Raw genomic sequence first — 19,745 nt, forward strand, 5'->3', positions numbered from 1 at the left:
GGTCAGCTCCTTCCGTGGGAGTCGTCGGGGCGGGAGTCGTCGGGGCGGGAGCTGTCGGCTCCGCGGGGATCGGCCGCGCGTCGCGACCTCGCGGCACCCCGGGGGTCGAACCGTCCGGTCGCGTCCTCCGCGCCGGCGAACAGCGCGGCCCAGGAGCTCCGGGTGGTGTGCTCGGGCAGGGCGCGGTGATAGCTCGCCTGCAGCTCGGGCCAGCGCCGTGCCAGGTCCAGATGCGAGCGCACCGTGCGGGACAGGGCGCGGCGCATGGCGGAGCCGTGCACCGCGAAGGCCACCTCGACCTGCCCGTCGGCATCGGTGACCAGCAGGCCGTCGCCGCCGAGCGTGGTGCGCCAGTGCACCTCGTCCGCGGGGACCTCGAGCACCATCCGGGGCGGGGCGTCCGGGAGCAGCACGCGGAGCAGGGCCCGGCGCAGCGCCGTCGGGAGCGGGAGCGGCGAGGCGTGGGTGGGGCGCAGGTCGGTGTCGATGTCGTTCTGCTCGTGCCAGTGGTCCACGATCTCCGCGCCGTCGGTGCGGGCCCGGGCGCCCTCCAGATCGTCGCCCAGCCAGCTCTCGGGGCCGCTGCGCACCGCGTCGATGCCGTTCTCCCACAGCTCGGCGGTGAGCAGGTGCCCGGCCAGGACGTGCTTGGTCTGGTGCAGCAGGGAGGAGGCGATCACGCCCCGCCCGGCGCCGTAGGCCGCGGCGATCGCCAGGCGGTTTCGATGCAGGATGCGCGCCGTCCAGGTCATCTGGGTGCGGTACGCGGACCACGGCGGATGGTGGACCGCCGTGCCGGGCAGCACCACGTGGACGTAGCCGCGAGCGGTCGCGCGCAGCCCGTACTCCGCGTCGTCCCACTTCAGGAACAGAGGCACCGGGAGCCCGAGGTCGTCGGCCGTCCCCGGGGGGAAGAGCGTGCCCCACCAGCCGGTGTAGTTCGCCTCCTCGTGCGCGGCGAGGAAGGTCCACTCCTCCGGGGTGGTGCCCGCCAGCTCGATCGTGCCGTGCATCCGGTCGGCGGGCCGCCACTGGAACGCCCTCGCGTCCACCTTCTCGGAGTGGGCGATCAGCTCGGTGGGGTGCTGCGCCGAGAACAGCGGGGTGCCCACGATGGTCGGCACGACGGCGAGCGCCTGATAGGTGAGCATCCGGCGCAGCGACTCCTCGGAGAGGACGGCGTCGTCGTCGGAGAACAGCACGGCCGTGCTCGGATCGGCCTCGAGCATCCCGCGGGCGTACCCGCCGGATCCGCCGAGATTGGGCTGGGTCACCAGGCGCAGGCCCGGCTCGGCGGCCTGCAGCTGTGCGAAGGTGCGGTGCTCGGCCAGCGTCCCGCCCTGATCGACCACGACCACGGTGGTGACGGCATCCATGGCCAGGAAGCGCCGGACCTGCGCCAGGGCGTCGGCCTCCCGGCGATAGGTGGGGACCACCACGGTCACCGGCGGGAGCTCGAGGGGCTCGGAGAGGGTCCAGGTCACCTCGCTCGCCTCGCCCTCGACCCAGAACCAGTCCTCGTCGTGCTCGGCCAGGGAGAGCTCGCGGCGGCCGTCGACCAGCGGGCCCAGGCGTCGCACATGCCCGTCGTGGGCGCCCAGCAGCGAGGCGGGACCGCCCTCGACGGTGACGAGGATGGTGCGCGCGCCGAGGATCTTCCGCCAGGTCGCGGCCGGGAAGGCCTGTCCCCAGAGCAGGGGTGGGGAGTCGGGGTCGGTGCGCTGCAGGATGGTGGAGGGGGGACCAGCGGCGATGCGGCGCGCTGCGGCGCCGTCGGGCGGGAGGGCGCCCTCGGGGGCGCCGTCGCCGTCGACGGTGGCGGCGTCGCGCTCATCCGGCGCACCGGATCCGCTCAGCTCGTCCTGCATCCGCTCTCCTGACGACATCGGAAGCGTCCTGGACCTGGTCACCGCGCCTCGTCGGGAGGGCGGGCGCTCGTACCACGGGCCGATCGCTCCGGGCGTGGGACCCACGACAGCGTCGCGACTATAGCAAGGTGAACGGCGCATGAACGGGCGACGTGGCCGGTGCCTCCATGACTCCCGTCGCACCGCAGAACCGGGGGCGGAACCGGGCTCGGCGCCGCCGCGGCGGATGCGCCCTTCCCGACGGGCGATCCCGGTACCCTTCAGGGGTGGATTCCGCAGCCGACACCCTCGATCTCCCCGGCATGGCCGAGACCGACGCCCCCGCACTCCCGGGCGAGCGCGACCCCGACCATCCCCATCCCGGGCAGTGGCGCCTGGTCGCCGTGCAGGTCTCGAACTGGGGGACCTTCCACGGCACCCATGATCTCGCGATCTCCGCGAAGGGGTACTTCCTCACCGGCGGTCCCGGCACGGGCAAGTCCACCCTGCTCGACGCGATCAGCGCACTGCTGACCCCGCCTCGCACCCTGCAGTTCAACGCCGCGGCCTCCGACGCCGGCCCGCAGCGGTCCAAGTACCGCCGCACCGTGGCCAGCTACGTCCGCGGCGCCTGGGCGATGCACTACGACCAGGCCACCGGCGAGTTCAGCCAGGAGGTGCTGCGGGAGAAGACCACCCTGTCCGTGCTCACCCTGCGCTACAGCGACGGCCAGGGAGGCACGGTGCAGCTCTCGCGGCTGCTCCTGCTGCACGCCGGCCACTCCGCGGATTCGGATGTCAAGAGCCTGTACGTCATCGCCCGGACCCCGCTGGACGTCACCGACCTGCGCCAGTTCGTCTCCACCCAGATCGAGGGCAAGGCGCTCGAGGCCGCCCATCCGGGCACCCAGACCTTCCGTCAGTTCCGCGAGTACCGGGCGGCGTTCAGCCAGCTGCTGGGGATCCCGGACGAGAAGGCGCTGGGCCTGCTGCACAAGATCCAGTCCGCCAAGGAGCTCGGCGACGTCAACGCGCTGCTGCGCGACTACATGCTCGACGCCCCTCGCACCTTCGACCTCGCCGATCAGGCGCTGGCGAACTTCCAGAACCTCTCCGAGGTGTACGAGGCGCTGGTGACCGCGCGCGAGCAGCGGGAGCTGCTGCGCGGGCTGCGCGGATCCCATGAGGACTGGTCCTCGATGCGCGAGCGCGGGGGCGCGCTCGTGGATCGTCGGGCCGACATCGACGTCTTCGCCGCCCAGCACCTGGTGCGCCTGCTGGGGGAGGAGACCGGCCGCCTCCAGCTGGAGCGCGACAGCCTCACCGCGCAGCAGCGGCGCCTGACCCAGGACGTCGCCGAGGCCCGCTCCGATCTCGCCCAGCTCAAGGAGCAGCGCAAGCGCGCCGGCGGCGGGGAGATCGACGACTGGAAGCAGCAGATCGCCGGCCTCGAGGTGGAGCGCGAGCGCCGTCGCGAGCGCGGCACGGAGTTCGCCGCCCAGCTGGCCACCGTCGAGCTGCGCACCCCGGCGGGGGAGGACATGTTCATCGCGCTGCAGCGCGAGGTCGCGTCCCTGCGCGAGGCGCTGGACGCCGAGGAGAAGGGCGCGGACTCCGCGCGCTGGGAGGCCGAGGCGACGGTCCGGGAGCTGGGGGCTGAGCTCGCCCGCACCCGCGAGGAGCTGGCCTCCCTCACCCGGCGCGCCTCGAACCTGCACTCCGAGGACGTGGCCCTGCGCGATCACATCGCCTCCGAGGTGGGGATCGCCCCCACCGAGCTGCCCTTCGCGGCCGAGCTGCTGCAGGTGCGCACCGGCGAGGAGGAGTGGACGGCCGCCGCGGAGCAGGCCCTGCGCGGGCTCGCCCGCTCGATCCTGGTCCCGGACCGGGTCTACCGCGAGGTGGCCGCGGTCATCGACCGCACCAAGCTGCGTCGGCGCATCTCCTACAACCGGGTCAACACCGATCTGCGGCGGCCCGCCAAGAACATCGACCAGCGCTCCCTGGCCGCGAAGCTCGACGTCAAGGACGGCGAGTTCCATGTCTGGCTGTCCCACGAGATCGCCGCCCGCATGGACTACACCTGCGCGGAGAGCCTCGAGGAGTTCACCCGTCTGAACCGTGCCGTGCTGCGCTCGGGGCAGATCAAGCACTCCGCCACCCGGCACGAGAAGAACGCCGACCGGCAGATCAACGACCGCTCGCAGTGGGTGTTGGGCTTCGACAACCGCGCCAAGCGCGCGGTCTTCGAATCCGAGCGCACCCGCGCCGAGCAGGCGCTGTTCGAGGCGCAGGCCCGGCGCAAGGACGTCGAGTCGGAGCGGGAGCGGCGCAGCGAGCGCCTCTACGCGCTGCAGATGATCAGCGCCGTGGAGTGGGACGACATCGACGCCGCCTCCGTGGCCCGGCGCGTGGCGAACCTGCGGGACATGGTGCGCGCCGCGGAGGACGGCTCCGCCGCCCTCACCGAGCTCGCCCGCCAGATCGACGAGGTCGAGCAGTCCATCGCCGACAGCGACGAGGAGCTGCTGGACGTGGTGCGCAGCGCGGGCAAGCTCGGCGAGCAGGCCGAGCGGGCCGAGGAGCGTCTGGTCGAGGCCCGTGAGCGGATCGCGGAGTCCACGCTGGATCCCGAGGTCGAGAAGGAGCTCGCCGAGCGCTTCGCCGCGATCGCGCCCACCCTGGTGCTGTCCACCATCGACCAGGTCACCAAGGACGCCTCGGCGACCCTGGACGCGGAGCTGATGGACCTCACCCGGCGCACCTCCCGCGCCGAGGAGGACATGCGCACCGCGATGCGGGAGTTCTCCCGGCGCTGGCCCGCCCAGGCAGGGGACACGGCGCCCACTCTCGAGGGGGTGGACGACTACCTCGCGATCCTGCAGCGGATCGAGGAGGAGAAGCTGCCCGAGGTCGAGGACCGCTTCTTCGACTTCTTCACCGGGAACACCCTCGGCGACGTGCAGGCGCTGGCCACGGCCATCGCCCGGGAGCCCGCGGAGATCCGCAAGCGCCTGCAGCGGATCAACTCGCTGCTCGCACAGGTGGAGTTCCACTCCGGGCGGTTCCTCCAGCTGTCGATGCGGCCGGTTCACCTGGCCGCGCTGGATGAGTTCAAGCGCGCGCTCGAGGAGGCGGTGGCGGACACCGCGCTGAACGACATCTCCCGCGACCGCGACCTCGCCGAGGAGCGCTTCCTCTCGCTGCGCCATCTGATGGACATGATCGGCGCGGCCCGCACCCGGGACGACCAGGTCTCCCGGGTGATCCTGGATGTGCGTCGCCACGTGCACTTCCACGCCGAGGAGGTCGACGCCGAGGGCACCGTGGTCCATGCCCACGAGTCCGGCGGCCCGCTCTCGGGCGGTCAGAACGAGAGGCTGGCCACCTTCTGCCTCGCCGCCGCCCTGCGCTATCAGCTGGCCGGCACCGGCCAGGCCGTGCCGCGCTACGCCCCGATCATCATCGACGAGGCGTTCTCGAAGGGCGCGGGCAAGTTCATCACCGCGGCGATGGAGTCCTTCCGTCACTTCGGCTTCCAGGTCGTGCTCGCCAACCCTGGCAAGAACCCGCAGGCCCTGGCCCCGTTCATCGGCGGGGTGGGCGTCGTGTCGATCCGGCAGGACCGCTACTCCTCCGTGGCGCCGGTGCAGTTCGTGCCCGCCACCGACGACCGGGACTGACCGACGGACCGGGCCGGTCCGGGAGGCGACGCCGCGTGACGCCTCCCGGCCCGCGGCCGATGGGGAGTTCTCCCCATCGGCAGCGGTCCCGGGAATGGGTACCCTGGTCGCCGACCGTTCCGGCCGGGCGGTGCAGCGTGGCGCTGCCGCCCCTGGGCGGCGCAGTGGTGGAAGGTGAACAGCGATGTCGGCTCTCCGCCCCCGCGCACCGGAAGCGATCCCCGGCCAGGACGAGACCCATCAGCGGATGCTCGACCTCCTCACCTCCGTCACCGGAGCAGCGCTCCAGGAGCAGCCGGAGCTGATCGGCTTCGAGGACCACCGTCCCCAGCGGGATCGCTCCTCGGGCGACTCCTGGCGCGGGCTGCAGACCCTGTGCCACGTGAGCGCGCTGCTGGCCGCCACCGGTCGGCGGGACACCTCCGAGGGTGCGACCGCCGCACTCATCGAAGCCGTCGACACGGTCGCGACCGCGCACGGGATGCTCCGCAGGTCCCATCGGGAGGGACCGGGGATGACCACCATCAGCTGGGCGTCGCCGCCGGGCGACCTGCTCGAGATGCTGCTCGGAGTCCGGCTGGCGCTGCGAGCCGTGAGCGCCCCGTTCCTGCCCGGTTCCCTGGATCCGATGGCCAGCACGAGCCCGTCCTCCGCGCTCAGCCCGCTGACCCCGCCGCCGCGGACGGTCCGCTGATCCGCCTGCGCTCGGCGATCCAGGGCGATCCCGGCCCGCGTTGCTACTCTGGCCGGGTGCTCGAGCCGTCACCGCGTTGTCCCTCGCGCGCACGACCGGGGTATCTGGCCGCGCGCGCCGCGGCGCTGTGCGCCGGCGGCCTCCTGGCGCTCTCGACCGCTCTGCCGGCCTCGGCCCTGGGCGAGGACGGCCCCTTCGAGTTTCCGGCCGAGTCGCAGACGCTGCGCATGATCCCCGGCTCGGTCACGAGGATCCCGCTGGCCTCCGTGGTCGAGGACGGGCGCGAGGACGAGGTGGATCTCGGATCGGCGCGTCTCGCGATCCCCGACGGGGCCGACGCGAGCACGCGCGCCCGGATGAGTCTGGGTGAGGATGCCCGCAGCCTCGAGGTGGCGAGAGAGGGCACCTGGTCCCTGCAGGACGACGAGCTGATCTTCACCCCGCTGGTCGGGGTGGACGGTCCGAGCTCGCCCATCGACATGACCATCGGCGGGGCACTGGAGGGGAGATCGCATCCGGTGGAGCTGACCCCCGAGATCCTCGAGCTCGAGGAGATCGCGGCCCGCGGGTCGGCGGGCGAGGCCTCGACGATCGATCTGCCCGGTTCCGTGCCCGGTGAGGGCTCCGCCCGTCTGGGGCTCGTGGACCTCCCGGCCGGGTCCGCGGTGCTCGAGGACGGAAGCCGCGTCATCGTGCCCGACCAGGGCACCTGGCAGCTCTCCGCCGACGGCTCCGCGCTCACCCACACCCCGGCGGGGATCGCGCTGGGCCGCCAGCTGGACCCGATCCGGTTCGTGACCGTGGACGACGAGGGCGCGGTGCAGAGCGCCGGCGAGGTGACGCTCTCCGTCCCCATCATCTCGGACATGGACTGGTCCGCGCCCTACGGCGAGGACATCCTGTTCGTCGTCGGCGAGGGCCAGCAGTTCGTCGACCCCGCGACGATGCGGCTGCAGCCGCTGGGACCGCCGGACTCCGCCGTGGCCTCGCAGGACGGCACCCGCGTCACGGTGCCGGGGCAGGGCACCTGGGCGCTCGACCGCGAGGCGGCCACCGTGCGCTTCTCCCCGGAGAGCGCCGAGGTCCGGGAGACGGCCCCGATGGGCATCACCGGCGGGGACGGCATGGACGACACCGCCGCCACCGCGCAGCTCAGCACGGCGTATCCGATCCTGCGCTCGCTCTCCGTCGCGGGGACCCCCGGCAGCGACATCAGCATCGATATGAGCACCGACAGCCGGGACGTCAGCTCCGACTCGCTGCGCTTCGATCCGGCGGCGGCACCGGAGGGGGCGGAGCTCGCCGCAGGCGGAACGGAGATGACGGTCCCCGGGCAGGGCACCTGGAGGATCGACTTCGAGACCGGCACCGTGGTGATGACACCCGCCGAGGGATTCGTCGGCACCGCCGACCCGGTCGTGGTCGTCGCCCGTGGCGTGTACGCGGACAATCCCGTCCGTGCCACGGTGGAGGTGGTGGTCTCCGAGGTCATCGCCACGCCCCGCGATGACGAGGGGCGGACCGCGCCGGGGACCCCGGTCACCGTCGACGTGCTGAGCAACGACACCGCCGGCAGCGGCAGCCAGCCACTCCTGCCCGAGACCCTCCGGATCAGCTCCCTGCAGGCGACCAATCTCGATGAGCTCGAGGACGGCACGGGCACCCGCCTGGTCATCCCGGGGGAGGGGACCTACACCGTCGAGCAGACCGGCACGGTCACCTTCACCCCCGAGGAGGGGTTCTCCGGCACCACCACCCCGATCACCTACCAGGTCAGCGACAGCGCGGGAGTCCCCGTGCGGGCGACCCTCGTGGTCGACGTTGATCCGGAGGGGGCCGCTGCGTCGACGTCCACGCAGGAGGTCAGCGGGATCAACAGCCTGCTGGTCGGGCTCATGCCGGGAGCATCCGGCACGTCGGTCCTCTTCGGCACCATCATGCTTCTGCTGATCTTCGGCGGCGGCGTGTCGCTGTGGATCGGCGTGCGTATGGAGTCCGACCGCCGCACGTGGGAGGACTGATCGACGTGCTGCGAGGGACGAGCGGCAGGAGATCAGTCGGTGGGGTGCTGGACTGATCGACGTGCTGCGAGGGACGAGCGGCAGGAGATCAGTCGGTGGGGTGCTGGACTGATCGACGTGCTGCGAGGGACGAGCGGCAGGAGATCAGTCGGTGGGGTGCTGGACTGATCGACGTGCTGCGAGGGACGGGCCTGCCCTCGCCTGTCAGCAGCCCTCGGGCATCTTCGCCGGCTTCTTGAGCACCGCGGCGGCGGCCGGCTCCTCCTGCAGCGCCGAGTATCCGTCGCCGATCAGCAGGTTCACCTCGTTCCCCTCGATCTTCTCGTCCAGCTTCAGCGTCGCGTCCGGGAACTGCGCCTGCACCGACAGCGCCGCCAGGTAGCCGTCGGGCCCGTGGACCACCGTGGCGGGGCCGGTGGACTGGCGGGTGTTGCCCGGCTTCCCGACGGTGTAGCCGCGCTCGGCGAGCTGCTCGGAGATGGTGCCGGCCAGGCCGCTGCGACTGGTCCCGTTCAGCACGGTCACCGTGACCTCTCCGGGGGGCTGGGGGAGGGCGCCGTCCTCCGGGCAGGTGATCGCGGTGGGCGACGCCTTGAAGTCCTTCGGGGAGATCACCCCGGGCTCGTCCATCGGCCGGCTCAGCTCACCGACCGCGTACGCACCGATGGCGATCAGGACCACGGTGAGGACGGCGAAGATCGTCAGCTGTGTGACCCGCAGCCGTCGGGTGCGGCGCAGCCGCTGGTCGCGTCGCCGGACGTCGTCGGACGAGCGGCCGTACGGATGCGCGTCGCGGTGGGATGAGCTCATCTCAGTCCAGCGGGCGGTAACGGATGCCGAAGGCATCGAGCCGGGGGAGATGGGCGCGCAGGCGCTCCTCGAACTCGTCCCAGCTCTGCTCCGGGGAGCCCCAGGCGCGCTCGGCGAGGGCGCACATGCGAGGGAAGGCCATGTACTGGACCTGTTCGGCCGTGGGCATGTACTCGGTCCAGATCTGGCCCTGGATGCCCATGATGAGCTTCTTCGCATCGTCGTCGAGCTTGTGGGGCGAGAACTCGGCGGTGTAGACGTCCTTGACGGTGGTCAGGCCGCCGATCGCGAGCGGCTCGTCCTTCGGGGACGCCTGGTAGTGGTCGAAGTAGGTGTGCTCGTTGTTGGCGATGATGGTGCGGAATCCGCGCGAGGTCGCGTCCTTCACCCCGTTGCCGTGGCGCCAGTTCATGATGACGGTGTCATCGGGAAGGTGGCTCTCGAGGACCTCGTCCCAGGCGATGACCCGCTTGCCCTTCTCGGCGAGGACATCGGCGGCGAACTGGGTGAAGCGGCCCTGGATCTCGGAGACCCGCGTGAGACCCCATTCGTTCATGCGGGCGCGCGCGACGGAGGAGCGCTCCCACTCCACGCGCGGGCACTCGTCGCCGCCGATGTGCACGTACGGGGCGGGGAAGAGGTCGGCGACCTGGGTGAGCACGTCACGCACGAAGTCGAAGGCCGTGTCGGTGACTCCGAGGACGTGATCGGAGATCCCCCAGACCTCGCGCACGCCGAGCTGCTGCTCGGGGAAGTTCCCCAGCTCGGGGTAGGCCGCGATCGCCGCCTGCATGTGTCCGGGGAGGTCGATCTCGGGCACGATCATGATGCCGCGGCGACGTGCGTACTCGACCAGCCCCGTCAGCTCCTCCTGGGTGTAGGAGCCGCCGTGGCGGACGCCGTCGAAGGTCCAGGACTCCTCGTCCTCGCCCATGTGGCCCACGAGGGTCTGCTCGCGCCAGGCGCCGACCTCGGTCAGCCGCGGGTATCCCTTAATCTCGATCCGCCAGCCCTGGTCATCGGTGAGGTGCAGGTGCAGCACGTTCAGCCGGTGCAGCGCCATGGCGTCGATCAGGGTCTCGATCTCCGGCGCCGGGAGGAAATGGCGCGAGACGTCCAGATGCATGCCGCGCCAGGCGTGCTTCGGGCGATCAGAGATCGTCACGCACGGGATGGATCCGTTCGTGCCGGTGATGATCTGCGCGAAGGTGTTGCGGCCGTCGGCCAGGGCGGCCTCGCTGCCGGCGCTGAGGGCGGCGCCGTTCGGCGAGATCGACAGCGCGTACTCGGCGGCAGGGAGATCGTCGTTGAGGCCGACGGAGAGGCCCTCCCACGGGTCGGTCGTCTCCCATGTGCCCTCGGACCACACGACGGACTGGGGCAGCGGGACGAGTGCGAGCGGATCGGACATTGCTTCTCCTGGACGACGGCGACCGTGATCGAGTCCAGTTTGCCACGGCGAGGGGCCATGACGTGACCTGAGCCGCATGGTCGTGGAAGGCCGTCGCGGCCCGTCCACGGCGCGGCGCCGCTTCGGCGTCCGGATGCACAGGAGCCCGGTCGGCGATGCCGACCGGGCTCCTTCACGCCGCCCTGCTCCTTCCCGTGGACGCTCTCGCGTCGAGCAGGCCGTCGTGGCCTTGGGTCCGTCTCCTCAGAGCCGCCGAGGGACTCAGCGGTAGGTGACGAACACGTGCGGTGCGTTCCAGATGGAGCGCTCGACGACCTGCTGGCGCGAGCCGGAGGCGTCGATGATCCTGCCGTTGCCCACATAGATGCCCATGTGGCCGTAGTCGTTGCCGGTGAAGGCGACGAGGTCGCCGGGCCGGGCCTCGGACTGCGAGATGATCCGGCCGCCGAAGGTGTAGCCCTTGGCGGTCTTCCGCGGCAGGTAGGTGCCGGACTGGTTGTACGCGTAATGCACCAGGCCCGAGCAGTCGAACCCGGTCGACGGCGAGGAGCCGCCCCAGGTGTACCGGGAGCCGATCTGGGATCGGGCCGCATCGATGATGGCCTGTCCGCTCACGCTGACGCCGCTGGCCGGCCCGCGGTCGTCGTCGCGGCTGCCGGAGCCCGTGGAGATGCGGACACCGTTGGCGAGCGCGCCCCAGGTCTTGGGGCCCACGACGCCGTCCACGCCGATGCCGGCCGAGGACTGCAGGGACCGGACCGCCGAGAGCGTCGCGGATCCGAAGGACCCGTCGACCCGCAGGGAGGCGCCGGCGGTGTTGAGCTGCCTCTGCAGGGACGACACGGCGGCGCCGCGCGATCCGCTGCGGAGCTTCGTCTGCCCGGTGCTCGTGGACGGGGCCTTCGAGGCCGCGCCGGAGAGCGCGCCCCAGGTCTTGGGGCCCACCACGCCGTCGACGCCGATGCCGGCCCGGGACTGCTGGGCCCGGACGGCCGCGAGGGTGGCGGGGCCGAAGGACCCGTCGACCCGCAGGGAGGCGCCGTGGGAGTTCAGCCGCTCCTGGAGGTAGGAGACGGCCGCGCTGCGCGCACCGAGTCGGAGCTTGACGGAGGAGAACTGGGACGGGGCCGCCGGGGCGACGCTCGGAGCGGCGCTGGGGGCGATCCCGCGGACGGTGCCGACGGCGGGGGCGGCGGGCGCCTGGGCCGTGGCTGCTGCGCCGCCGGTGATGGCGGCGGTGGCGGAGACGGCGCCGATCACGGCAACGCCTCCGACGCCTCGACCGACCGGGGCTGCGAGCCCGCGGTAGTCGATCACGGCGCGGCCCGGTGCCCGGTGCGCGCCTCGTGGGGATGACTGGAACATCGTGGGTCGATCACTTTCTCTGGTCGCCCCGCTCGGGAGGTGCGGCGGCGAGGACGACGCGCACGGACCGACGCCCGTCACCCAGGGAAGAGGAGGAAGGAACCGGGCCGGTGACGGGAAGGCGACAGCCCGGTGCGCGCTGTCTGAGCAACGGCAGCACTGCGGATCACTGTATGTGCAGGTTGTGAAGGGCTCACACCTGAGTTTGCGCTCCGAGCGCCACGTCTTTGCAAAGATTTTACCGAAAACGAGGATATTGCCCCGTGTTCCCCTCGGAAATCGACTCCCGTTGTGGTAGTTACACCATTGTTATTCAGGGCCTGAATCCGGGGCTCCGGAATGTGCTGGGCTCCGCCGTGGGCGATCCGCCCTGGTCATGGGCGGGCGTTTCGTCCGAATTGTCCTTGGGGGCGTGCATTCGCCGTCGCCGGGGCATGTCCGGCGATGCGGCATCCGGCAATTCCCGGAAAGGAAAGAAGGACCGGGGATCGATCGACGATCCCGCGGTCCTTCTGCATGGTCGGGGTGACAGGATTTGAACCTGCGACCTTGCCGTCCCGAACGGCACGCGCTACCAAGCTGCGCCACACCCCGGTGATGCCTGCCGAAGCGGGTCACCGAGGAGAAACTCTAACAGGCCCGCGGAGTGCTCAGTGCACCGGTGAGGCCTTCGGCGCACGCAACGTGAGCAAGGTCGCCTCCGGCGGCGTGAACAGGCGGTAGTTCGCATACGGGCTCGCGCCCATCCCGGCGCTGACGTTCAGGGGCACGCCCTGCCAGGTGGACAGTCCTCGAGCCTGATGGCGGGGGATGTCGCAGTTGGTCACGATCGCGCCGATGCCGGGCAGTCGCAGCTGTCCGCCGTGGGTGTGGCCGGCCAGGAGGAGGTCCGCGCCGTCGGCCGCGAGGGAGTCCAGCACGCGCCGATAGGGCGCGTGCGCCACTCCGAGCCGGAGCACGCTCCCGTGTGCGGGCAGGGGCGGCTCGGGGTCCAGGGGCGCGGGCATCTCGTCGAGCTCCAGATGGGGATCGTCGACGCCGGTCAGGCGCACCTCGAGCCCGCCCAGCTCGATGCTCGCGCGCGTGTTGGTGAGGTTCTTCCAGCCATGCTCCGTGAGCCGGTCGGTGAGCTCCTGGACCGGGAGCGTGGGTTCCTTCGGATCGGTCATCCCGGAGGGGCGGGCGTCCGGCAGCAGGTAGCGCGCAGGGTTCTTCGGCATCGGGGCGAACATGTCGTTCGAGCCCCTGACGAACGCTCCGGGGCGGCGCAGCAGCGGCTCGAGCGCCGCCGCCAGCACCGGGATCGACGCGGCGGAGGAGATGTTGTCCCCGGTGTCGATCACCAGATGCGGGCGCAGCAGGGCGAGATGCTCGAGGAAGTCGAGCTTGCGCTGCTGGTCGGGCATCAGGTGGATGTCGCTGATGTGCAGGATGCGGATCGTCCGCGTGCCCGGAGGCAGGATCCGCAGCCCGACCTCTCGCAGCGTGTAGCGGTGGATCTCGACGTGGCGCGCCCACACATGGGCCGCGGCGGCGGCACCCAGCCCGAGGGCGCCTGCTGCACCGGCGGCCGCGACGACCGGCCGCACCTCAGCCCTTCCCGGTGGACTGGCGGATCACGACGGTCTGACCCTCGGGCAGACGGGTGCCCGCGGCTGGGTCGGTGCCGATCACGTACCACTTGCCCACCGAGGCGCTGGCCTCGTTGCGCACCTCGACCTTGTAGCCGGCCGACTCGACGGCGCTCGTCGCCTGGCTGAGCACCATGCCCGAGACATCGGGGACCACGCCCTTCTGGGCTGCGTCCGCGGACTGCCCGGCCGGCTTCGCGGGAGCGGCGGGGAACGGCTCGCTGGGCAGGCCCTGGTGCGCCCGGGTCATGTACTCCTGCCACGTGGGCAGGGAGACGGTGTTGCCCCAGACCTTGCCGCGCTGGAGCATCTCGCCGTCCACGGCGAAGCCGCCGGGGCGGACGTTCGCGTTCGGATGGCCGAACCACACGGCGGTGGACATCTGGCGGGTGAAGCCGACGTACCAGGTGTGGAACTGCTGGCCCGAGGTGCCGGTCTTGCCGCCCGCCGGGTGGCCCTCGATGATCTTCCCCTTGCCGGTGGCCCTCGGGTCCTCGAGATCCTGCTGGAGGGTCCAGGCCATGGCGTCGGCGACGTCCTTCTCCACCGCCTGGTGGCAGTCGGCGCCGGAGATCTTCATCGGATCGCCGTTGCGGTCGAGCACCTCCTCGATGGCCTGCGGGGAGCAGTAGGTGCCGCCCGAGGCCCAGGTGGCGTAGGACGCCGCCATGTTCAGCGCCGAGATCCGCACCTCGCCGAGCACCAGCACCGCCGGGGCCAGCTCGGTCTTGTAGATGTCCTCGATCGGCATCTCCCACGTGGTCGGGTCGTAGGGGTCGTAGGTCGCCGGGACCACACCGATCTTCCGTGCTGTGGTCGCGATGTCGCACAGGTCCAGCTGGCGCGCCATGTCGGTGTAGGCGGTGTTGATCGAGAACTTGGTCGCGTTCAGCGCCGGCTCCATGGGGGCGATCGGCACGGAGACGGCGTTGTCCGGGTTCCAGGACTCGCCCGAGCGCCAGGCGCCGTGGGACAGGCACTTCGCCGGCGACCGCGAGATCGGACGGCGCTCGGTGTTGACCTTGTCGTAGATCGACCGGTCCTTCTCGAGCCAGTCCTGCAGCACGAAGGGCTTGAAGGTCGAGCCGACCGGGAAGCCGCTGCCGCCGCCGAGCGACTTCGGCACGTTGTAGTTGATCGCGGTCTCGCCGGGCTTGACGTCCGCGTACGGGTTGAAGGTGCGGTTCTCCGCCATCGTGAGGATCTTGCCGGTGCCGGGCTCCACGGTGACGATGGAGTGCCCGAACCCGCTCTGGGAGTCGCCCGGGACCTTCCGGTTCACGATGTCCACCGCCGCCGCCTGGGTCTTGGGGTCCAGCGTGGTGCGGATGGTGAGGCCGCCGCCGTAGAGGAGCTGGCGGCGCTCCTCGTAGCTCGGGGCGAAGTCGGGGTCGTTGAGCAGCGAGCGCGTCACGTAGTCGCAGAAGAATCCGCTGGTCCCGGCGGAGGCGCAGCCGGCCTGGACGTTCTTGATGTCCAGCATGTCCTCGACGGGCTGCGAGGTGTACTTCTCGTACTCCGCGTCGGTGATGTAGCCGTCACGGCGCATGTCGCCCAGGACCTCGTTGCGCCGCTTCTGGCCGGCCTCCGGGTGGGAGACGGGGTCGTACTGGTTCGGGCCGTTGGTGACGCCCGCCAGCAGTGCCGCCTCGCCCGGGTTCAGGTCCACGGCGCTCTTGTTGAAGTAGTGGCGGGCCCCCGTCTCGACCCCGTACTGGGAGGGGCCGAACTGCGCCACGTTGAGGTAGGCGTTGAGGATCTCGTCCTTGGACCACTGCTTCTCGAGGGAGAGGGCCAGCTTGGCCTCACGCAGCTTGCGGCCGTAGGTCTGCGAGGTCGCCTCGAGCTGGTCCTCCTGGTCGCCGCGCTGCACGGCGTCCATGAGGAGCGCGTTCTTCACGTACTGCTGGGTCAGGGTTGAGCCGCCCTGGGTCGCACCGCCGGCGGCGTTCGAGGCGAAGGCCCGGACCATGCCGCGCGGGTCCACGCCGCCGTGCTCGTAGAAGCGGCGGTCCTCGACGGCCACCACCGCGTGCTGCATGTGCGGGGAGATTTCCTCCAGCGGCACCATGATGCGGTTCTCGGAGTAGAAGATCGCCAGCAGGGACCCGTCCGAGGCCTCGATGCGGCTCGCCTCGTTCAGCGGCTCGACCTCGAGCTCGCTGGGGTACGAGTCGAACAGGTCGACGCCGTCCTTGGCGGCCGCCGAGCCGGCGGACACCATCGGCAGGAAGAACGCCGCCATCAGCACGCCGGCCAGGGCGGAGACGGCGAGCAGTCCCAGCAGCAGGTAGACGGTCTGCAGCAGGGCGACGGGGAGCGAGCGACCGGAGGCGGGCGCGGAGGTGGTGCGGGCCATGCTCCCAGACTACGGCCAGGGGCTGTTCATAGGCCATCAGGCATGCCACGAGCGCGGAATCTTCACCATTCCGTGCCGTGGGGCGGGCACTTCGCCGGCGACCGCGAGGAACGGGCCGCGTCCTCGTCCGAGGCCTCGCGAGGCGTTCGCTGAACGTCCTCTGGTCGTCACCCGAACGCGATGTCCGCACCTCATGTGACACGTGACCAGGAACTCTGTCCTATATCACGGCCAGTCCGAACCTCTGGGAGCTCGGCGGCGTTTTGCACTGTGGCGACTGTCTCCATACAGTGGGGTCTCGGAGCGGATCAATGTCGATCCGACGCATGGGAAGGGGAAACGCATGACGATCGGGGAATCTCCCGTCACCACGGACTCCAGCTGGGCCACGCGGGGTGCCTGCGTGAGCATGGAGCCCGACGGCTTCTTCGTGCAGGGAGCGGAGCAGCATTCCGTGAAGGTCGCCTGCGGCGCCTGCCCCGTCAGGACCGAGTGCCTCGCCGATGCCCTCGACAACCGTGTCGACTTCGGGGTGTGGGGCGGGATGACCGAACGGGAGCGCCGGCGGCTGCTGCGCCGTCACCCCGATGTGAACAGCTGGTGGGACGTCCTGCGTCGCGCCGAGAAGGCGGCCGTGGGCGACTGAGGCGCCACCACCTCGCAGCGCGTCGGCCGGTAGGCTCGCCCCATGAGCACCGTCACCCGCTGGGAGTACCTGACCGTCCCGCTGCTGATCCACGCGACCAAGCAGATTCTCGACAACTACGGCGAGGAGGGGTGGGAGCTGGTCCAGGTCGTGCCGGGACCGAATCCCGAGAACCTGGTGGCCTACCTCAAGCGCCCCCTCGGCGAGGGCTGAGTCGATGACCGTCGCCCCGAGGAGCACGCGCATCCGCGCCCGGCTCGCCGAGCGCGGGCTCGCCCTGCCCGCCGTCGCCGCTCCGGTCGCCGCCTACGTGCCGGCCGTCGCCACCGGCCACCAGGTCCACACCTCCGGCCAGCTGCCCTTCGTGGACGGCGCCCTGCCCCGGACCGGCAAGGTCGGGGCGGAGGTCACGCAGGAGCAGGCCGCCGAGCTCGCTGCGATCTGCTGCCTCAACGCGCTGGCTGCCGTCGAGTCGCTGGTGGGGGATCTGGATCGAGTGGTCCGGGTCGTCAAGCTCACCGGCTACGTCGCCTCGGATCCCTCGTTCACCGCGCAGCCCGCGGTGATCAACGGCGCCAGCGAGCTGCTGGGGGAGATCTTCGGCGAGGCGGGCACCCATGCCCGTGCCGCCGTCGGCGTCGCCGTCCTCCCGCTGGACGCCCCGGTGGAGCTCGACCTGCTGGTCGAGCTCGACCGCCCCGCCGTCCCGATCGGCTGAGGACGCCGTGGACGAGCACGTCTCCCTGCGGGATCCCGAGGGGCCTCCCGTCGAGCTGATCCAGGTGCGGGCGGGCAACCCCGGCCCGATGACCCTCACGGGCACCAACAGCTATGTGCTGCGCGACGGTGACCTGGTGTGGGTCGTCGACCCCGGCCCCCGCGATCCCGAGCACCTCGCCGAGCTCCTGCTGCGCTGCGGCGCGGCCGCCCGGCCCCAGGGCGTGCTCGTGACCCACCGTCACCTCGACCACTCCGCGGGAGCCGCGACCCTGGCGCGGCAGCTCGCCGCCCGCAGCGGGCACGAGGTGCCGCTGTGGGCCGCCGACCCCTCCGCAGTTCCCGGCGCGCGGCCGCTGCCGGCCACGCTGGAGGGCGACCACGGGACCGTCGGCCACGTCATCCACCTGCCCGGGCACACCTCGGACTCCGTCGCGGTGCTCGTCGACGGAGGGCGTCTCCTCAGCGGCGACACCCTGCTGGGCGGCTCGTCCACCGTGATCGTGCCGGACGACGGCGGGTCCCTCACCGAGTACCTGCAGTCCCTGGCGATCCTGCGGGCGATGACCGTCGACGGGCGCATCGGCTCCATCCATCCCGGTCACGGCACCGTCATGGAGACGCCGCTCGACGCCCTCGAGGCGATCGAGGGGGCGATCGCCCACCGCCGCGAACGCATCGAGGAGGTGCGTCGCGCACGGACCGCCGGCGTGCTGACCATGGACCGGCTGCTGCGCGTCGTCTATGGCCCGGATCTTCCCGCCGAGCTCCTCGGCGCCGCCCGCTGGAACCTGCGCGCCACGCTCGAGCACCTCACCGAGGAGCGCTGAGGAGCCGGATCGGCTGTGCTCGACGGCTCGTCGACAGCTCGGAGCCCCAGGCCGTCGACCCGGAGCCCGGGAACGACGGATCCCCCGGCACCGTCCGCAGGGAACGGGGCCGGGGGATCCGGTGGGTGGGTGGCGACGCCGCTGCAGGTGCCGCGCCTCAGGACATCAGCGGGCGCGGCGGCGCAGACGCTCGACGTCGGAGATGAGCACCGCACGGGCCTCGAGGCGGATCCAGCCGCGCGAGGCGAAGTCCGCCAGGGCCTTGTTGACGGTCTCGCGGGAGGCGCCGACCAGCTGGGCGAGCTCCTCCTGGGTGAGGCCGTGGGCGACCATCACGCCATCGTCCGTCTGTCGGCCGAAGCGCTGGGCGAGATCGAGGACGTTCTTCGCCACGCGACCGGGCACGTCGGCGAAAACCAGGTCCGCGAGGGACTCGTTGGTCTTGCGGAGGCGGCGGGCGAGCGAGGCGAGCAGGTGGCGGGCGACCTCGGGCCGCTGGGCGAGGACCCGGTAGAGGTCCTGCTGCGAGAGTGAGTAGAGGGTCGACTCGGCGACCACGGTGGCCGTCGCGTTGCGCGGTGCCGGGTCGAACAGCGAGAGCTCGCCGAGGGTCTCCCCGGGGCCGAGCACGGCCAGCAGGTTCTCGCGGCCGTCGCCCGAGGCGTGGCCGACCTTCACCTTGCCGGAGCCGATGATGAACAGGCGATCGCCCGGATCACCCTCCCGGAAGATGATGGCGCTGCGGTGGTAGTCCTCCTGCTTCATCGACGCCAGCACGGCCTGCTTGCCGTCCTCGTCGAGCGCAGCGAACAGCGGTGATGACCGTACGATGTTCTCGTCCACGGAACCTCCTGAGTGTGGGGCCCCGACGACCGGGACCGTGCTGTGCTACTCGATGTGGCGAGGACCACCAACTGCGGTGGCCGCTGTCACATGATGGTCAAACCCTACCGTGCCGAGGCCGTTCGGTCCCGCCACCCGCCCGAGGAGGATCAGTCCAGATGTCGAGGTCGACCCGTCCGGGCACGAGCGCGATCCGTGCCTCCGAAGCGGCGGACGCCTCGATCGTCGCCTCCCGGCTGGAGGATCTGCACCGCGGCGCACGCACGGAGCTCGACCATCGAGACGCCTTCGAGCTCCTGGTCGCGACGGTCCTGTCCGCGCAGACCACCGACGTGCGCGTCAACCAGGTGACCCCGGAGCTCTTCTCCCGCTGGTCGGGGCCCGTCGCGCTCGCCGGGGCGGAGGAGTCCGACGTCACCGCGATCCTCCGCCCGCTGGGGATGGGAGCCACCCGGGCGCGTCGGATCATCGGGCTCGCGCAGGGGCTCCTCGAGCACCACGGCGGGCAGGTCCCCGATGATCAGGTCGCCCTCGAGGCGCTGCCCGGGGTGGGGCGCAAGACAGCCCATGTGGTGCGCGGAGCATGGTTCGGCCACTCCCTGCTGGCGGTCGACACCCACGTCGGCCGCCTCTCGCGCCGTCTGGGCTGGACCGAGCGCACCGACCCGCGCGCCGTCGAGGAGGACGTGGTCGCGAGGATGGATCACGACGGATCCGGCGCCGAGTCCGAGGAGCTCACCCTGCTCGGACTGCGGATGATCCTCCACGGACGGCGGGTGTGCACCGCACGGTCGCCGCGCTGCGGGGAGTGCGTCCTCGCCGACGTCTGCCCCCGAGTGGGCGTCGCATGAGCGCCCTGGATCCTCGGGATCCTCGGGACCCTCGGGA

At 71.5% G+C, this 19,745-nt stretch carries 15 protein-coding genes and 1 tRNA gene; 8 read left to right on the forward strand and 8 right to left on the reverse strand.

Annotated features, from left to right (window positions below):
* Positions 1–2: 2 nt before the first annotated feature.
* Entirely contained in the window at positions 3–1,868 is a 1,866-nt protein-coding gene (locus CFK41_RS03335) for a glycosyltransferase (RefSeq protein ID WP_151904661.1), read from the reverse strand.
* A gap of 302 nt (positions 1,869–2,170) precedes the next feature.
* Here CFK41_RS03335 and CFK41_RS03340 point away from each other — a divergent pair, with 302 nt between their 5' ends.
* From CFK41_RS03340 to CFK41_RS03350, 3 genes are all read left to right on the forward strand, one after another.
* A complete protein-coding gene (locus CFK41_RS03340; RefSeq protein WP_096798395.1) occupies positions 2,171–5,530 on the forward strand; it encodes an ATP-binding protein in 3,360 nt (1,119 codons plus the stop codon).
* 184 nt (positions 5,531–5,714) lie between these two features.
* Complete coding sequence (locus tag CFK41_RS03345; RefSeq protein ID WP_096798396.1) at positions 5,715–6,224, forward strand: hypothetical protein; 510 nt, start codon at positions 5,715–5,717, stop codon at positions 6,222–6,224.
* Between the two features lie 56 nt (positions 6,225–6,280).
* Complete coding sequence (locus tag CFK41_RS03350) at positions 6,281–8,245, forward strand: Ig-like domain-containing protein (protein ID WP_096798397.1); 1,965 nt, start codon at positions 6,281–6,283, stop codon at positions 8,243–8,245.
* Between the two features lie 204 nt (positions 8,246–8,449).
* Here CFK41_RS03350 and CFK41_RS03355 read toward each other — a convergent pair whose 3' ends face one another.
* The 6 genes from CFK41_RS03355 to CFK41_RS03380 form a co-directional block, all read right to left on the reverse strand.
* Entirely contained in the window at positions 8,450–9,055 is a 606-nt protein-coding gene (locus CFK41_RS03355) for a LytR C-terminal domain-containing protein (RefSeq protein ID WP_096798398.1), read from the reverse strand.
* A gap of 1 nt (position 9,056) precedes the next feature.
* Entirely contained in the window at positions 9,057–10,466 is a 1,410-nt protein-coding gene (locus CFK41_RS03360; RefSeq protein WP_096798399.1) for a beta-N-acetylhexosaminidase, read from the reverse strand.
* 261 nt (positions 10,467–10,727) lie between these two features.
* Positions 10,728–11,726 carry a C40 family peptidase gene (locus tag CFK41_RS03365; RefSeq protein WP_227873191.1) on the reverse strand — a complete coding sequence of 333 codons (999 nt, stop codon included), beginning with the start codon at positions 11,724–11,726 and terminating at the stop codon, positions 10,728–10,730.
* Between the two features lie 622 nt (positions 11,727–12,348).
* Positions 12,349–12,425: transfer RNA gene (locus tag CFK41_RS03370), tRNA-Pro, on the reverse strand.
* A gap of 56 nt (positions 12,426–12,481) precedes the next feature.
* Positions 12,482–13,420 carry a metallophosphoesterase gene (locus CFK41_RS03375; RefSeq protein WP_096798401.1) on the reverse strand — a complete coding sequence of 313 codons (939 nt, stop codon included), beginning with the start codon at positions 13,418–13,420 and terminating at the stop codon, positions 12,482–12,484.
* 1 nt (position 13,421) lies between these two features.
* Positions 13,422–15,821, reverse strand: a complete 2,400-nt coding sequence (locus CFK41_RS03380) for a penicillin-binding protein (protein WP_151904662.1) — start codon at positions 15,819–15,821, stop codon at positions 13,422–13,424.
* Positions 15,822–16,164: 343 nt separating this feature from the next.
* Between CFK41_RS03380 and CFK41_RS03385 the strand changes: the two genes are divergently transcribed.
* From CFK41_RS03385 to CFK41_RS03400, 4 genes are read left to right on the forward strand one after another with little or no spacing between them, the layout of a single operon-like run.
* A complete protein-coding gene (locus tag CFK41_RS03385; protein ID WP_096798402.1) occupies positions 16,165–16,467 on the forward strand; it encodes a WhiB family transcriptional regulator in 303 nt (100 codons plus the stop codon).
* Positions 16,468–16,509: 42 nt separating this feature from the next.
* On the forward strand, positions 16,510–16,680 hold the full coding sequence (locus CFK41_RS03390) for a DUF4177 domain-containing protein (protein WP_096798403.1): 171 nt from the start codon (positions 16,510–16,512) through the stop codon (positions 16,678–16,680).
* A 4-nt stretch (positions 16,681–16,684) separates the two neighbouring features.
* Positions 16,685–17,185, forward strand: coding sequence for a RidA family protein (locus tag CFK41_RS03395; RefSeq protein ID WP_096798404.1), 501 nt, complete (start codon positions 16,685–16,687; stop codon positions 17,183–17,185).
* Positions 17,186–17,192: 7 nt separating this feature from the next.
* Positions 17,193–18,014, forward strand: a complete 822-nt coding sequence (locus CFK41_RS03400) for an MBL fold metallo-hydrolase (RefSeq protein WP_227873192.1) — start codon at positions 17,193–17,195, stop codon at positions 18,012–18,014.
* Positions 18,015–18,179: 165 nt separating this feature from the next.
* Here CFK41_RS03400 and CFK41_RS03405 read toward each other — a convergent pair whose 3' ends face one another.
* Positions 18,180–18,857, reverse strand: coding sequence for a Crp/Fnr family transcriptional regulator (locus tag CFK41_RS03405; RefSeq protein WP_096798406.1), 678 nt, complete (start codon positions 18,855–18,857; stop codon positions 18,180–18,182).
* A gap of 158 nt (positions 18,858–19,015) precedes the next feature.
* Here CFK41_RS03405 and CFK41_RS03410 point away from each other — a divergent pair, with 158 nt between their 5' ends.
* Entirely contained in the window at positions 19,016–19,708 is a 693-nt protein-coding gene (locus CFK41_RS03410) for an endonuclease III domain-containing protein (RefSeq protein WP_096798407.1), read from the forward strand.
* Positions 19,709–19,745: the final 37 nt, after the last annotated feature.

The sequence above is a fragment of the Brachybacterium ginsengisoli genome, from assembly GCF_002407065.1.
Taxonomy (GTDB): domain Bacteria; phylum Actinomycetota; class Actinomycetes; order Actinomycetales; family Dermabacteraceae; genus Brachybacterium; species Brachybacterium ginsengisoli.

What these genes read in the sequence shown, in the direction of transcription:
- CFK41_RS03340 (WP_096798395.1), top strand. Translation starts at nt 2,171, where the DNA reads ATGGCCGAGACCGACGCCCCCGCACTCCCGGGCGAGCGCGACCCCGAC.
- CFK41_RS03380 (WP_151904662.1), bottom strand. Translation starts at nt 15,821, where the DNA reads ATGGCCCGCACCACCTCCGCGCCCGCCTCCGGTCGCTCGCTCCCCGTC.
- CFK41_RS03355 (WP_096798398.1), bottom strand. Translation starts at nt 9,055, where the DNA reads ATGAGCTCATCCCACCGCGACGCGCATCCGTACGGCCGCTCGTCCGAC.
- CFK41_RS03335 (WP_151904661.1), bottom strand. Translation starts at nt 1,868, where the DNA reads ATGCAGGACGAGCTGAGCGGATCCGGTGCGCCGGATGAGCGCGACGCC.
- CFK41_RS03345 (WP_096798396.1), top strand. Translation starts at nt 5,715, where the DNA reads ATGTCGGCTCTCCGCCCCCGCGCACCGGAAGCGATCCCCGGCCAGGAC.
- CFK41_RS03385 (WP_096798402.1), top strand. Translation starts at nt 16,165, where the DNA reads ATGACGATCGGGGAATCTCCCGTCACCACGGACTCCAGCTGGGCCACG.
- CFK41_RS03410 (WP_096798407.1), top strand. Translation starts at nt 19,016, where the DNA reads ATGTCGAGGTCGACCCGTCCGGGCACGAGCGCGATCCGTGCCTCCGAA.
- CFK41_RS03390 (WP_096798403.1), top strand. Translation starts at nt 16,510, where the DNA reads ATGAGCACCGTCACCCGCTGGGAGTACCTGACCGTCCCGCTGCTGATC.
- CFK41_RS03360 (WP_096798399.1), bottom strand. Translation starts at nt 10,466, where the DNA reads ATGTCCGATCCGCTCGCACTCGTCCCGCTGCCCCAGTCCGTCGTGTGG.
- CFK41_RS03395 (WP_096798404.1), top strand. Translation starts at nt 16,685, where the DNA reads ATGACCGTCGCCCCGAGGAGCACGCGCATCCGCGCCCGGCTCGCCGAG.